The 16,654-nt window shown below is 35.2% G+C and carries 7 protein-coding genes; all 7 read left to right on the forward strand.

The window, feature by feature from the left end; all coding sequences use genetic code 11:
* On the forward strand, positions 1 to 2,596 hold a 2,596-nt coding region (locus ACWA1F_RS10890; protein WP_456893777.1), incomplete at its 5' end, for a T9SS type B sorting domain-containing protein.
* 48 nt (positions 2,597 to 2,644) lie between these two features.
* Positions 2,645 to 3,556, forward strand: coding sequence for a PorP/SprF family type IX secretion system membrane protein (locus ACWA1F_RS10895; protein ID WP_306159703.1), 912 nt, complete (start codon positions 2,645 to 2,647; stop codon positions 3,554 to 3,556).
* Positions 3,557 to 3,564: 8 nt separating this feature from the next.
* Positions 3,565 to 5,577, forward strand: a complete 2,013-nt coding sequence (locus ACWA1F_RS10900) for an OmpA family protein (protein WP_456893778.1) — start codon at positions 3,565 to 3,567, stop codon at positions 5,575 to 5,577.
* 283 nt (positions 5,578 to 5,860) lie between these two features.
* Positions 5,861 to 6,286 (forward strand): CBS domain-containing protein, encoded by a 426-nt coding sequence (locus ACWA1F_RS10905; protein ID WP_456893779.1) that lies wholly within the window; start codon positions 5,861 to 5,863, stop codon positions 6,284 to 6,286.
* Between the two features lie 154 nt (positions 6,287 to 6,440).
* Positions 6,441 to 8,732, forward strand: a complete 2,292-nt coding sequence (locus ACWA1F_RS10910) for an NADP-dependent malic enzyme (RefSeq protein ID WP_456893780.1) — start codon at positions 6,441 to 6,443, stop codon at positions 8,730 to 8,732.
* Between the two features lie 79 nt (positions 8,733 to 8,811).
* Positions 8,812 to 9,393 carry a Holliday junction branch migration protein RuvA gene (gene ruvA / locus ACWA1F_RS10915; RefSeq protein WP_306159694.1) on the forward strand — a complete coding sequence of 194 codons (582 nt, stop codon included), beginning with the start codon at positions 8,812 to 8,814 and terminating at the stop codon, positions 9,391 to 9,393.
* 25 nt (positions 9,394 to 9,418) lie between these two features.
* A complete protein-coding gene (gene sov / locus ACWA1F_RS10920) occupies positions 9,419 to 16,618 on the forward strand; it encodes a T9SS outer membrane translocon Sov/SprA (protein ID WP_456893781.1) in 7,200 nt (2,399 codons plus the stop codon).
* The last annotated feature ends 36 nt before the right edge of the window (positions 16,619 to 16,654 follow it).

The following is a 16,654-nucleotide window of genomic DNA, read 5'->3' on the forward strand; positions in this document are numbered from 1 at the left end:
TGATTCAGTTATTATAACTGTGCCGGTAACAGCAGGAGATCTTGTAGCAAACGAAGATATTATTCCTTCAGTTTTAGGTTCAAATGTGCCTCAGACATTAGGTGAAAATGTTTTTGATAATGATACGAAAAACGGAAAGCCATTAGTGCCATCAGATGTAAATCTGAATGTGACTAAAGCTGATCCGAAAGGATATTTAAGTGTAGATGCAAACGGAAACATTGTTTTAGGCGCCAATCTGCCAGCTGGAGAATATGAGCTGACTTATGAAATTTGCGAGAAATTAAATCCAGACAACTGCAGTTCAAATACGGTTAAAGTAACGGTAGGTCTTCCTGTAATCGATGCGGTTGATGATGTGATTGGATCAATAAACGGAAATATCGGAGGAACAACCATTTCATTAATTGCAAATGATAAATTAAACGGAAATCCGATTGCAGTTGGAACAGCAACAGGAGAAGTTAAATTTGAAGTTGTTGGAACACTTCCGACAGGACTTACGTTAAATTCAGATTATACCATTACTGTTGCGCCAAACACGCCAGCTTCAGATTATAAAGTTGAGTATAAAATCTGCGAAAACAATAATCCGTTAAACTGCGATTCAGTTATTATAACTGTACCAGTAACGGCGGGAGATCTTGTTGCAAATGAAGATCTAGTACCTTCAGCAGTTGGAGTAAATGTTCCGCAAAAAGTGATTAATGTTTTTGATAATGACACTAAAAATGGAAATGCATTAGTGCCTTCAGATGTAAAACTTGATGTGACTAAAGCTGATCCAAAAGGGTATCTAACAGTAGATGCAGACGGAAATATTATACTAGCACCAAACGCACCTGCTGGAGAATATGAACTTACATATACAATTTGCGAGAAATTAAATCCAGACAACTGTAAATCAAATGTTGTAAAGGTAACGGTAACAGAACCTAAAATGTCAATAGTTGCAAATAGCTATTGTTCAAACAATGTTCCTTATGTTAATTATACTGTAACGCCAGATAATTTTACAACCAATAATTTATTGACTGTGAAATGGATTGACAGCAACAATAATGTTGTAGCAACTCAGACAGATTTACCATTGAGTGGCAATCTTTTATGGCCAGGAGCGGAAGTTGATAGTAATGGAAAAGGAATTGATTGGCCAGGATGGGTTTTAAATAATGGCGTATGGACAGAAAGTGCTGATGGATTTGAAGCTACCAGAAATGGAGTGAAAATCGAATTTTCGTTAAACCCTACAGTTACAGTTTCTGTTGCTTATCCACAAGCTACTGCAGATTGTAATGCACATCCAACATTTGCTATAAAAGCAAATAATGACGAAACTGGACCAATAAATGTGAAGAAAGGTGCAACTGCTACAGTAAATATTTTTGAAAATGATGTATTGAACGGAGCAAAAATCAATCCTTCAGATGTTGTGTTATCGGTTCCTGTAGTAAATCCGAATATTACATTGAGTGCAGACGGTTTAATTAATATTTCAGCGAATACGCCAGATGGAGTTTACGAATTGACTTATCAGGTTTGTGAAGCAGCAAATACATCAAACTGTAGTCAGGCGGTAATTAAGGTTATTGTTAATAATGTTGCAGACCCAGCGCCTCCAACATTAAATCAGATTACTTTAAATAATGACAATGATGTTAGCGCCGATGGAGTTAATGGCTCATTAGAATTTGTAAATGTTTTAGAAAATGATTTAATAAACGGACAGCCAATAAATCCTGCAGATGTTGTAGTTAAACCTGTAACAGAAAGTCCATATTTTGAATGGAATGCAGACGGAACTGTAAATGTGAAGCCAAACACACCAGGAGGAAATTATCCGTTGACTTATCAAGTTTGCGAAAAAGCAAGTTCAACAAACTGTTCTACAGCTGTCTTAAATGTTTTTGTAGAAGTTCCAGCTATTTCTGTAATCAAAACAGCCGTTTTCAATGACGAAAATAAAAGCGGTTTTGCAAATGCAGGTGAAACGATTACATACAAATTTACAGTAACCAATACAGGAAATGTGCCTCTTGTCGGAATCACGATAAACGATCCATTACCAGGAGTTGTAGTTTCAGGACAAGCAATTAATCTGGGAGTAAATGAATCTAACGAAACTAATTTTACAGCGTTTTACAAAATCACGCAAGAAGATATTAATCGAGGTAGCGTAAGTAATCAAGCAACTGTAAAAGGTAGCAGTTCAAGAGGGGTTGTAGTAGAAGACCAGTCAGACGATTCAAGCAATAGTGGAGACAGTCCTACAGTTTTAGACTTAAACGGATGTTCTATTAAAGTAATGAATGCTTTCTCTCCAAATGGAGACAGCAAGAATGCAAGATTCTACATTAGAGGAATAGAATGTTATCCAGATAATACGGTTGAAATTTACAACCGTTGGGGAGTTTTAGTTTTCAATATTGATCAGTATAACAATAATGATCGTGTTTTTGTTGGATATTCTAACGGACGCTCTACAGTGAAACAAGCGGAAGGTCTGCCAGTTGGAACGTATTTCTATATTTTGAAATACAACGACAGTTCAAAAACTTCTCACCAAGAATCTGGTTACTTATACCTTAATAAATAAAATGGATTACGGCTTAGCTAAACACTAAGCCGTTCTAAAGCTTAATAAATGAAAAAATTAATTTTAGTTTTTATGTTTTTTTCGATTGTGTCAAATGCGCAGCAAGATGCGCAGTACACACAATATATGTACAACACAATCGAAGTCAATCCAGCGTATGCAGGTTCGCGAGGAGCTTTAAGCGTTTTTGGTTTGTATCGTACACAATGGATTGGGTTAGATGGAGCGCCAGAAACAAGTACATTTTCTGTTAATACACCTTTGCCAAATAGTGATTTAGGACTTGGAGTTTCTTTGGTAAATGATAAAATCGGACCAACTGTAGAGAATACTTTATCAGCAGATTTGTCTTATACAATTCCGACTTCAGAAATGTGGAATTTATCTTTCGGAATAAAAGGAACAGCCAATCTTTTTAACATTGATATTAATAAATTAAGTTTTGAAGATCAGGATGATCCGCAGTTTCAGAATCTTAAAAACAAGTTTTCGCCAAATGTTGGAGCCGGAATCTATTACCATTCAGACAGAGCTTACATCGGATTGTCGGTTCCTAATTTTATAGAAACAAACCGTTATGATTCAGACGACGTAGCTATTTTCAAAGATAAAATCAACTATTACTTAATAGCAGGTTACGTATTTAATTTGGACCGTTTAGAATATGTAAAATTCAAACCAGCTGTTATGGCCAAAATGGTAGAAGGAGCTCCATTGCAAGTTGATGTTTCTGGAAATTTTATGTTTAACGACAAATTTGTTTTGGGACTTGCTTACCGTTGGAGTGCTTCTGTAAGTGCAATGGCAGGATTTCAAGTTACAAAAGGAATGTATATAGGTTATGGTTACGATCATGAAACGACGCGATTGAGAAAATACAATTCTGGATCTCATGAGATTTTCTTAAGATTCGAATTCTTTAATAATTACAATAAAATGATAGCCCCAAGATTCTTTTAATAAAACCTATGAAAGCTAGAAAATTAATTTTGATCTTTTTACTGTGTAGTTTTGTTTCAAATGTAAGTGCGCAAAGTCCATTTACAACTATGAACATCAAATATGCAGATAAAAAATACGAAGAGTACGCTTACGCAGATGCAATAAAAGTATACGAGAGTTTAGTAAATGATCAGACTACAAATGAAGGCGTGATTCAGCGTTTGGCAAATTCCTATTATTTTAATGGAGAATTGAAAAATGCATTAAAATGGTACGAACAATTATTTGTAATCAACCCAAACCAAGAAGCAGAATATTTATATCGCTATGGACAATCTTTAAAATCAGCAGGAGACTATCGTAAGTCTGATGAGATTTTACAGAAATTTAATCAGAAAGCAACATCAGAAAAAAGAGCTGATTTAATTAGAAGTGATAAAAATTATTTAGAGGAAATAAAAGAAAACTCAGGCCGATTTCAAATTGCCGATGCTGGAGTAAATTCGCGCTATTCAGATTACGGAAGCGTTGTTTACAACAATAAAATCGTTTTTACTTCTGCACGAGATACAGGTGGAGTTGTTAAATCCAATTTTCAATGGACAAATAGATCTTTCTCTAGACTTTACACCGCCGATTTAATGCCAGACGGAAGCATTGGAAAACCTGAACTTTTAGTAAAAAGAAAAAAAGATAAATTCAATGAGTCAAGCCCGATTTTTACAAAAGACGGACGTACTATGTATTTTACTCGAAATAATTTTACAGATGGAAAAAGAGGAAGCAATGATAAAAATGTTACTCTTTTAAAATTATACAAAGCAGAATTTATCGATAACGAATGGAAAAATGTTGCTGAACTTCCATTCAACAGCAACCAGTACAGTACGGCGCATCCAGCTTTAAGTGTAGACGAAAAAACGCTTTATTTTGCTTCAGACATGCCAGGAACTTTGGGGCAGTCTGATATTTATAAAGTAACCATCAATGAAGATGGCACATTTGGTACACCAGAAAATCTTGGGCCAGCTATTAATACAGAAGGAAGAGAAACTTTTCCGTTTATTTCTGGAGAAAACGAATTGTATTTTGCCTCTGACGGACGTCCAGGTTTAGGCGGATTGGATATTTTTGCTTCTCGTATAAAAACAAACGGAACTTACGATGACGTCTTAAATGTAGGAGAACCAGTAAACAGTAAGCAAGATGACTTTGCTTTTAGCCTTGACAGCAAAAGCAGAAGCGGTTATTTTTCTTCAAATAGAGAAAACGGACAAGGTTTAGATGATATTTACAGATTTACTGAAACCAGAAGATTAATCTGCGAACAAAACTTATCAGGAACTGTTACCGATGCAGAATCAAACGAGATTTTGGCAAACACTTCTCTGACTTTATTTAACGAAAAATTTGATCCAGTTGGAACAATCACTACAGACGAAAAAGGAAATTACGTTTTTCCAGATTTAAGATGTGGTAAAAAATACACAATCAGAACTGCTAAAAACGATTACAATGCAAAAGAAGTTGCAGTAACGATTCTTAAAGAAAAAGGAGAAACGACTCAAATGATTGCATTAAATAAAGTGTTTGTACCTCTTGCCTCAAAAACGGTAGCCATCAAAAAAGTAGCTATCAGTCCAGTGAAAATAGGTTCTATACGAGTAGGGGTAGATATTGCAAAACTGCTAAATCTTCCGATGAATTTCTTTGATTTGGGTAAAGCAACGATTAAAAAGACATCAGAACCACAATTAATGAAAGTCGTAAATCTTTTAAATGAGTATCCAGCAATGAAACTTGATATTCGCTCACATACAGACAGCCGTTCGTCTTCAGAAAGCAACCAGATTCTTTCAGATAAAAGAGCACAATCAACAAAAAACTGGCTGATTCAAAAAGGAATAAGCGAAGACAGATTAACTGCCAAAGGTTACGGCGAAACACAATTAGTGAACAAATGTGCCGATGGAGTAAAATGTACAGAAAAACAACATATGCAAAATAGACGAAGTGAGTTTATTATTGTAGCAATTTAAATAAAATGACCAACCAATGTGAAAACCCTTTTCTAGATTTTTAGAAAAGGGTTTTTTATGTTTACAAAAATAACTCCGCTAGGAGTTACTTGTTGGTTGTTAAAAAATCTAATTTTTCTCAAAAAAGCATTCTAAACAAATTCATTCTTTACACTATAATGTTGAAAATTTGGTTTTTGTGTTATTATATTTAAAATGAATTAGTTATGTTTTTAAAAAATCGATTTCGCTGTAGATTGTGTTTCTTTTTGTTATAACTTTATTGTTCTAAAAATTTTTCATTATGACTGTAGATCAAATACTTAAAGCAAAGGGAAGAAATGTATATTCGATTTTCTCCAATTTAACGGTTTATGATGCGTTAAAAGTTATGGGAGAAAAAAACATTGGGGCAATTTTGGTTATCGACGATAATAATCTAAAAGGAATATTGTCTGAAAGAGATTATGCCCGAAAAATTGTTCTAAAGGATAAATCTTCCAAAGAAACTTTTGTTCATGAGATTATGGAAAGTAATGTTTTTACAGTAAAACTTTCAAATAATATCGAAGATTGTATGGAACTTATGAGCGAAAAAAGAATCAGACACCTGCCTGTTTTGGAAGATGGAGTCGTGATTGGAATAATTTCAATCAGTGATGTGGTTAAGGCAATTATAGAAATTCAGAAAGACACAATCAACCATTTGAATTCTTATATTTCTCAATAAACGGTATCTAAAAAAGATAAATATTCAAAACAAGTCCAATTTCTATTGGACTTTTTTTATTTATACGAATAGATTTTCGGAAAAGAAAACGCTAAAAAGACGCCATTTTAAAACAAGACTTATATCTTTGTAAGCTAGAATAAAAGCTAAAAAAATGAACAAAGAGAGTAAAAAAAGAGAAGCGTTACTGTACCACGCAGAGCCAACTCCAGGAAAAATTCAGGTAGTTCCAACAAAAAAATACGCAACCCAGAGAGACTTATCATTGGCCTATTCGCCAGGAGTTGCAGAGCCATGTTTAGCAATTGCAGAAAACGTAGAAGACGTTTATAAATATACAGCAAAAGGAAATTTAGTAGCCGTAATTTCAAACGGTACAGCTGTTTTAGGACTTGGAGATATTGGTCCAGAAGCAGGAAAACCAGTAATGGAAGGAAAAGGTTTATTGTTTAAAATATTCTCTGATATTGATGTTTTTGATATCGAAATCGATACTAAAAATGTAGAAGAATTTATTCAGACTGTAAAAAATATTGCACCTACTTTTGGAGGAATTAACCTTGAAGATATCAAAGCTCCAGAATCTTTTGAAATCGAAAGAAGACTTATTGAAGAATTGGATATTCCGGTAATGCACGACGATCAGCACGGAACGGCAATTATTTCTTCTGCAGCTTTAATCAACGCACTTGAATTAGCAGGAAAAAAAGCTGAAGATGTAAAAATGGTTGTTTCAGGAGCAGGTTCGGCTGCAATCGCTTGTACCGATTTATACGTTTCTTTAGGAGTAAAAGTAGAGAACATTTTAATGTTCAATAGTAAAGGACTTTTAACTAAAGATAATCCAGCGCTTTCAGACTTACAGTTAAAATATGCTATAGATGGTGCAAAAATTTCTTTAGCAGAAGCAGTAAAAGATGCCGATGTTTTCATCGGACTATCTTCTGGTGATATTCTTTCACCAGAAATGTTATTAACAATGAAAGAAAATCCGATTGTTTTTGCAATGGCAAATCCAAACCCGGAAATCGATTATAATTTGGCCGTAGAAACGAGAGAAGACGTTATTATGGCGACAGGACGTTCAGATTTTCCTAATCAGGTAAATAACGTATTAGGGTTTCCTTACATTTTTAGAGGAGCGTTAGACGTAAGAGCGACAAAAATTAATGAAGAAATGAAAATGGCGGCTGTAAAAGCTTTAGCTATTTTGGCAAAAGAACCAGTTCCAGAACAAGTAAACGTAGCTTACGGTGCGACAAAACTTGGTTTCGGTCAAGAATATATCATTCCTAAACCATTCGATCCTAGATTGATTACAGTTGTGGCTCCTGCGGTTGCAAAAGCGGCAATGGAGTCTGGAGTGGCAAAAAATCCTATTACAGACTGGGCAGCTTATGAAGAAAAGCTTATGGAACGTATGGGTAACGATAATAAAATGGTGCGATTAATTACGAACCGCGCTAAAGTAAATCCTAAACGTGTTGTTTTTGCAGAAGCAGATCAGTTGAATGTTTTAAAAGCAGCTCAAATTGTATACGAAGACGGAATCGGATTCCCAATCTTACTTGGAAATAAAGAAGCAATTTTAGATTTGAAAAAAGAACTTGGTTTTGATGCCGATCTAGAAATTATCGATCCAAAAACGGATGAGGAAGCCGCAAGACGTGATAAGTTTGCAAAATCATTCTGGGAGACAAGAGGAAGAAGAGGCGTTTCTAAATTGGATGCTGAAAAATTCATGCGCGAAAGAAACTATTTTGCTGCAATGATGGTGAACGAAGGAGAAGCTGATGCGGTAGTTACAGGACATTCAAGAAGTTATCCTTCGGTTGTAAAACCAATGATGCAATTGATTCCAAAAGCACAGAATGCATCTTTAATTGCAACTACTAACATGATGCTTACGTCTCGCGGACCAATGTTCTTATCAGACACGGCAATCAATATTAATCCGTCTGCTCAAGACCTTGTTAATATTGCCATTATGACGGCTAAGACGGCTAAAATGTTTGGTGTTGAGCCTGTTATTGCAATGGTTTCATTCTCAAACTTTGGTTCTTCAACAAGCGAGAGCGCTTCAAAAGTTAGAGAAGCAGTAGCTTATCTGCATAAAAATCATCCAGAAATGATTGTTGACGGAGAAATTCAAGCAGATTTTGCTTTGAATCCAGAATTGCTTCAAGAGAAATTTCCATTCTCTAAATTAGCAGGAAAAAAAGTAAATACATTAGTTTTCCCTAATTTAGAATCAGCAAATATCACGTACAAATTGTTGAAAGAATTGTACAAAGTGAATTCAATTGGGCCAATTATGATGGGTATGGGCAAACCAGTACACATTTTCCAATTGGGTGCAAGCGTTGAAGAAATGGTCAATATGGCGGCAATTGCTGTAATTGATGCACAGGAAAAAGAAATTAAAAAGAATAAAATAACACAATAAACGTTCTTAACAAGGATTGAACAAATTTGTCGTAGTTTTATGTCATTTTTGTTATATTTGATACTAATAAATTAGATCTATGATAGCACATTTGCAGGGAAGATTAGTAGAAAAGAATCCTACAGAAGTTGTAATTGATTGTGGTGGAGTAGGTTACCAGGTAAATATATCGCTGCATACCTTCTCTTTAATTCCAAATTCTGAAAATATAAAATTGTATACGCATCTTCAAATTAAAGAAGATGCGCATACTTTATATGGTTTTGCCGAGAAATCGGAACGTGAAATTTTTAGAATGCTGCTTTCTGTTTCAGGAATTGGAGCGGGCATTGCGAGAACAATGCTTTCGTCAATTGAGCCAAAGCAAATTATAAATGCCATTGCATCTGGAGATGTTGGTGTAATCCAGTCTATCAAAGGGATTGGGAACAAAACAGCACAAAGGGTTATACTTGATTTAAAGGAAAAAGTTGTTAAATTGTACGATATAGATGAAGTTTTTGCTGTTCAAAACAATAGAAACCGAGATGAAGCGTTATCTGCTCTAGAAGTGTTAGGTTTTGTCCGAAAAGCTTCTGAAAAAGTAGTGGAAAAAATCGTAAAGGAAGATCCTGAAGCTACTGTTGAAACAATTATCAAAAAGGCTTTAAAAAGCTTATAAATTTCATTTTATATAAAAGAATTCTATGCGTAAAATTTGTATTTTGTTGCTGGTATTACTCTGCGGTAATGTTTTGCGGGCACAGGTCACACCGGCAGCACAAGATACAACTAAAACTCAGTTTTCTGTAGGTAAAATAGAGCTTGAAGATCCTCCAAGCGTACTCTCTGCCTATAGATACGATCCTATTACCGATCGTTATATTTACACCAATTCAGTTGATGGTTTCTCTATCAATTACCCTTTAATTTTAACTCCGCGAGAATACGAAGATCTAGTCCTAAAAGAATCCAGAAGGAATTATTTTAGACAAAAAATGGATGCCATTGACGGTAAAAAAGCCGGTGCAGAAGCAGCCAAAAAAGACCTATTGCCAAGATATTACATCAATTCTAGCTTATTCGAAAGTATTTTTGGTAGTAATACAATAGATGTAAAGCCCACAGGATCAGTTGAGATGGACTTGGGAATGCGCTACACCAAACAAGATAATCCATCATTTTCACCAAGAAACAGATCCAGCCTGACTTTTGATTTCGATCAGAGAATCAGTATGAGTTTAATGGGAAAAATTGGAACACGTTTGGAGGTTAATGCCAACTACGATACGCAATCTACATTTGCTTTTCAGAATTTATTTAAACTAGCTTACACGCCATCAGAAGACGATATTGTTCAGAAAGTTGAAGTGGGTAACGTAAGCATGCCTTTAAACAGTACCTTAATTCGAGGTGCGCAAAGTTTATTTGGGGTCAAAGCACAGTTGCAATTTGGTAAGACAACCGTTACCGGAGTTTTCTCAGAACAAAAGTCTCAAACCAAAAGTATAGTCGCAGAAGGTGGAGGAACCGTGCAAAACTTCGATTTGTTTGCATTAGATTACGATAATGACCGACATTTCTTCTTATCGCAATACTTTAGAAATAAATACGATGCTTCTCTTCGAAATTATCCATTAATTGACAGCCGTGTTCAAGTTACAAGGATTGAAGTTTGGGTAACCAATAAACAGAATAGAGTTACAACATCAAATAATAACTTAAGAAATATTATTGCGCTTCAGGATTTAGGAGAAGGACAGGTTTCTGGGGTGCCAGATAATGAAGTTGTGGTTATTACAGATCCAACAGGCTTTTTTAATAAACCAATAGATTCTCCAACTGACAATACCAATAACAAATACGATCCAGCGACAATTGGAAGAGCTGGAAGTTATTTAAATTCTAATATTAGAGAAATTGTAACAGCAAAATCTGGATTTAATAATACCAACGTAAATGAAGGTACAGATTACTCTGTTCTAGAAAATGCTAGAAAATTAACGACAAACGAGTTTACTTTTAATCCGCAGTTAGGTTATATCTCGTTGCAACAGCGTTTGGCTAATGACGAAATTTTAGCCGTTGCGTTTGAGTATACGGTTGGTGGACAAACATACCAAGTCGGAGAGTTTGGTAGTGATGGTGTAGATGCAACGGTAGTTACAGGAAACAACAATGCCAATCAGGCCATTGTAACGCAAAGTTTGGTTTTGAAAATGCTGAAAAGCAGTTTGACCAATGTGCAGAATCCAGTTTGGAACTTGATGATGAAAAACGTGTACCAAATTCCACAAGCGTATCAAATCAAACAAGAAGATTTTAGACTTAATATTCTTTATACCGATCCTTCGCCAATAAATTATATTACACCAGTGCAAGGAAGTACTTTCCCGCCAAATCCAGCACCAGACGATAAAGTAGAACAAACACCATTATTGAATGTCTTTAATCTGGATCGTTTAAATTACAATAATGACCCGCAGACTGGTGGAGATGGATTCTTTGATTATGTTCCTGGAGTAACTGTTGATGTGCAGAATGCTCGAATTATTTTTACAACAAAAGAGCCTTTTGGAGAACTTTTGTTTAGAAAATTAAACACCAATTCTGGTGAAAGCTATAATGATCCAACTACCTATAACCCGAATCAGAGGAAATATGTATTTAGAAACATGTATAGAAATACTCAGGCCGGTGCATTACAGGATAGTGATAAAAACAAATTCTTATTAAGAGGAAAATATAAATCGTCTGGAAGTAACGGTATTCCAATCGGTGCATTCAACGTGCCGCAAGGATCTGTTGTGGTAACAGCCGCAGGAAGAGTTTTAGTAGAAGGTATCGATTATAGTGTAGATTACCAATTAGGAAGAGTACAGATATTAGATCCTTCACTTCAGGCTTCTAATACTCCAATTGAAGTTTCGTTAGAAAATAATTCAATCTTTGGTCAGCAGACTAGAAGATTTATGGGATTCAATGTCGAACATAAAATTTCTGAAAAATTTGTTGTTGGTGGTACTTTCTTAAAAATGACAGAACGTCCTTTTACGCAAAAATCGAGTTATGGACAAGAATCTGTAAATAATACTATTTTCGGTTTCAACGGAAATTATGCAACAGAAGTTCCATTCTTAACAAGGTTAGCCAATAAATTGCCGAATATAGATACAGATGTTCCTTCTAATCTTTCGATTCGTGGAGAAGTAGCATTTTTAAAACCAGATGCTCCAAAAGCAAGTGATTTTGAAGGTGAAGCTACTATTTATATCGATGACTTTGAAGGTACTCAGACTACGATCGATATGAGATCGGCTTATGCGTGGAGTTTGGCTTCAACACCGTTTATCACTTCTGCTACAGACAATACTTTCAATGCCAGTTCAAATACATTAGAATATGGCTTTAAACGTGCAAAGTTGTCTTGGTATACTATTGATCCAATTTTCTACACTTCAAAACCGTCTGGAATTTCTAATGATGATTTATCTTTAAATACGACAAGAAGAATTTACAGTAGAGAGCTTTATCCAAATACAGATATTGCACAAGGACAGATTCAGGTTATTAATACGCTGGATTTAACCTATTATCCGTTAGATAGAGGGCCTTATAACAATAACCCTAATTTTGGCACCAGCAGTCCTTCATCTAATTTTGGTGGAATTATGCGTGCGCTGAACTCTACGAACTTTGAGCAAGGAAATGTTGAATACATTCAGTTCTGGGTACTGGATCCTTATGTAGGTAATGGGCAAGCTCCAGGAACGAATAGCGGAAAAATTTATTTCAATTTAGGAGAAGTTTCGGAAGACGTTCTGAAAGACGGAAGAAAACAATATGAAAATGGTTTAGGTCCAGATCAGATAATGGTAAATCCGCAGCCAATTTGGGGAGACGTGCCAGCATCTCAATCTTTAATTTATGCCTTTGATACCAATGCAGACAATCGTAAAAATCAGGATGTTGGTTTAGATGGTTTACCAGATGCAAAAGAAGGATCAATTTATACGAACTATGCCGGCGAAGAAGATCCTGCAGCAGATAATTATAAGTATTTCTTAAATACTGATGGAGGGGTTTTAAATCGTTATAAAAAATACAATGGAACAGAAGGAAACTCTGCTGTAAGTGTAGACGATCCAAATCGAGGATCTACAACGCTTCCAGATGTTGAGGACATCAATCGTGATAATACCATGAGTACAATCAATGCTTATTATGAGTACAGCATTGATGTAAGACCAGGTATGCAGGTTGGAGAAAATTATATTACAGATATTAGAGAAGTTCAAAATGTAGAACTTCCTAATGGAGGTTCAACCAATGCAAGATGGATTCAGTTTAAAATTCCTGTTTCAAAACCTCAAAATACTATTGGAAATATTAGCGATTTTAGATCAATCCGTTTCATGCGTATGTTCATGACAGGATTTAATGATCAAATGACAGTTCGTTTTGGAGCTTTAGATTTAGTAAGAGGAGAGTGGAGAAAGTACACAGGAACGCTTGATGCAAATGATACAGATCCAGATAATGACGGAACTCAATTTGATGTTGCGGCAGTAAACATTCAAGAGAACGGTACAAAATGTCCTGTAAATTATGTTATTCCGCCAGGCGTTCAAAGAGAACAACTTTACAATAACAATACAATTATTAACCAAAATGAGCAGTCGTTAGCAGTGCGAATAGGAGGTAATGGATTAGAATATCAAGATTCTAGAGCAGTTTTCAAAAATGTAAGTGTTGATATGCGTCAGTACAAAAAACTGAAAATGTTCCTTCACGCAGAATCACTTCCTAATGAAATGCCACTTTTAGATGACGAAATGATTGGATTTATTCGTTTTGGTAATGATTTTACGCAGAACTTCTATCAGATAGAAATTCCGTTAAAGGTAACAAGAACGGGCGGATCTTGTACGATTAGTCCAGATCAGGTTTGGCTTGAAGAAAATAATATAGACGTTGCTTTAGATTTGTTGACTAGAATGAAAATTTTGGGAATGAAAATTGATCCTAATGATGCCAGAAGAGATATAAATGGTATATATTATCCAGATCGAGATCCAAGTGTAGAAGGAGGAGATAAGGACAGTAAACTGACATTAGGTATAAAGGGAAATCCGAATTTTGGTTTAGTTCGAAATTTAATGGTCGGAGTAAAAAGTGCTGCAAACCATAAAGATATTATGGGAGAGGTTTGGTTTAACGAACTTCGTATGTCAGATTTAGAAAACAAAGGCGGTATGGCGGCATTGTTAAATGTCGATACCAATATGGCCGATTTGATGACATTGTCTGCTTCTGGTAAAAAGAGTACGATTGGTTTTGGTTCTTTAGAACAAGGAGCCAACGAAAGAGATCGTGAAGATATTCAGCAGTACAACATTGTAACCAATATTAATTTAGGAAAACTGCTTCCTCCAAAATGGGGTATCAATCTGCCATTTAATTATGCAATTGGAGAAGAAGTTATCACGCCAGAATACGACCCTTTTTATGAAGATATTAAATTGGATCAATTAATAGCAGAAACTACAGATCCAGCAGAAAAAGACAATATTAGAACGCGTGCAGTAGATTATACAAAGCGTAAAAGTATCAACTTTATTGGCGTAAGAAAAGATAGAGCACCAGAGCAAAAGCCGCATGTTTATGATGTAGAAAACTTCACGTTTTCTCAATCGTACAATCAGGTAGAGCGACACGATTATGAGGTGGAGAGCTATGATGATGAGCAATCTAATACTTCTGTTAATTATGCTTATACTTTCCAGCCAAAAGAAGTAGTGCCATTTAAGCAGACCAAATTCATGAAAACAAGTGATTATTGGAAACTGTTGAGTGATTTTAATATCAATTATCTTCCTTCGAATGTTTCGTTTAACACTAACATTTTAAGACAAAGCAACCGCCAGCAATACAGACAAGTTGATGTAGAAGGTATTGGTCTTGATCCGCTTTACAGAAGAAACTTTGCATTTAATTATCAATATGGTTTTGGATTTAATTTGACTAAATCATTAAAATTAAATTACACAGCTGCGTCTAACAATATCGTCAGAAACTTTTTGAACGACGATAACACGCCTAAAGAAGACTTTAATATTTGGGACGATTATTTTGATATTGGTATACCAAATCAGCATTTACAGCAATTGGTTTTAAACTATGATATTCCAATTAATAAAATTCCAATCTTTAGTTTTGTAAAAGCTACTTATTCGTATACGGCCGATTATAATTGGCAGAGATCTTCAACGGCGCTTTCTCAATACGTTGATGAAAGTGGAGTGTCTTGGGATTTAGGAAATACGGTTCAGAATGCCAATTCGAATACGCTTTCGACTACATTAAATATGAATACGCTGTATAAATATTTAGGTCTCGTTCCGGGTGGAAAACCTGCAAAAGCAAAACCAGCGGCACCGCCAAAACCGGGAGAGAAAATTGTAAATACAGCTAAGCCAGTTACAAGCAGTAATCCTTTTTATGATGGTTTGATTGGAGTTTTAACGAGCGTTAAAAATGTTCAGATTAACTATACAAAAAATAGCGGTACAGTTTTACCGGGTTATATTCCTGGAGTAGGATTCTTCGGTACGTCTAAACCTTCATTAGGATTTGTATTTGGTAGTCAGGATGATGTACGTTTTGAAGCGGCTAAAAACGGATGGCTAACCAGCTATCAAAATTTTAACCAAAACTTTACGCAAGTAAGCAACAAGCTTTTGAAAGTAACAGCAAATGTAGATTTGTTACCTGACTTAAAAATTGATTTGGCGATGGATAGAGCTTATTCTGAAAATTCATCGGAGCAATATAGTGTAGATCAAGGTACGGGTGAATATATACCATTGTCACCTTATACTTATGGAATGTTTTCTATTTCGACAGTATTGATTAAGACGGCTTTTTCAACAAGTACAGAAACGGTATCGTCAGCATTTGATGATTTCAGAAATAACCGTCTGGTTATCGCAAACCGTTTGGCTGAACAGCATTATGGAGGAGGACCAATTCCGAGATATGGAGATGCAGAAAACCCGATTCCAGCTGAGACAGATCCAAATTATAAAATTTATGTAGCCAACGAAGGTTATCCTATTGGTTTCTCAAAAAGCAATCAAGCAGTGTTGTTGCCTTCTTTCATGGCAGCGTATACGGGGGCAAATGCTTCAAGCAGTTCAACAAGTATTTTTAGAAGTTTCCCTATTCCAAACTGGAATGTAAAATATAATGGTTTAATGCGTTATAAGTATTTTAAAGATCATTTTAGACGTTTTTCATTACAGCATAATTATAGAGCTTCTTATACGATCAGTCAGTTTAGGTCTAATTTTGATTATTTAGAAAATCCGTTAGGACAGGACGTAAACACGAACTTCTTTAATAAAACGATTATGTCTAACGTTAACTTAGTAGAGCAGTTTAGTCCGCTTCTTCGAGTTGATTTTGAGCTGAAAAATTCATTCCGTTTATTAACAGAGGTTAAAAAAGACCGTGCACTGTCTATGAGTTTTGATAATAATTTATTGACAGAAGTTAGAGGAGTAGAATATGTTGTGGGAGTAGGATATCGTTTTAAAGACGTAATTATTTCGTCAAGATTGGCAGATAATCCAACTGGAATTATTAAAAGTGATATTAACATAAAAGCTGATTTTTCATATAGAAATAATGAAACGTTGGTTCGATATTTAGATTACGATAATAATCAGCTGGCAGCAGGTCAAAATATCTGGACCTTAAAATTAACAGCCGATTATGCTTTCAGTAAAAACTTGACAGCCATATTCTATTATGATCATTCGTTCTCGAAAGCAGTTATTTCGACTTCTTTCCCTTTAACGAATATCAGATCAGGTTTCACGCTTCGTTATAATTTCGGAAATTAATTTTTAGTTTCTAAACTGGATTTCATTAGAAGATTA

This window comes from Flavobacterium erigeronis (assembly GCF_054075165.1).

Bases quoted from the DNA above. Each gene is read 5' to 3' on its own strand.
- ruvA (WP_306159694.1), top strand. From the start codon at position 8,812: ATGATAGCACATTTGCAGGGAAGATTAGTAGAAAAGAATCCTACAGAA.
- sov (WP_456893781.1), top strand. From the start codon at position 9,419: ATGCGTAAAATTTGTATTTTGTTGCTGGTATTACTCTGCGGTAATGTT.
- ACWA1F_RS10910 (WP_456893780.1), top strand. From the start codon at position 6,441: ATGAACAAAGAGAGTAAAAAAAGAGAAGCGTTACTGTACCACGCAGAG.
- ACWA1F_RS10895 (WP_306159703.1), top strand. From the start codon at position 2,645: ATGAAAAAATTAATTTTAGTTTTTATGTTTTTTTCGATTGTGTCAAAT.
- ACWA1F_RS10905 (WP_456893779.1), top strand. From the start codon at position 5,861: ATGACTGTAGATCAAATACTTAAAGCAAAGGGAAGAAATGTATATTCG.
- ACWA1F_RS10900 (WP_456893778.1), top strand. From the start codon at position 3,565: ATGAAAGCTAGAAAATTAATTTTGATCTTTTTACTGTGTAGTTTTGTT.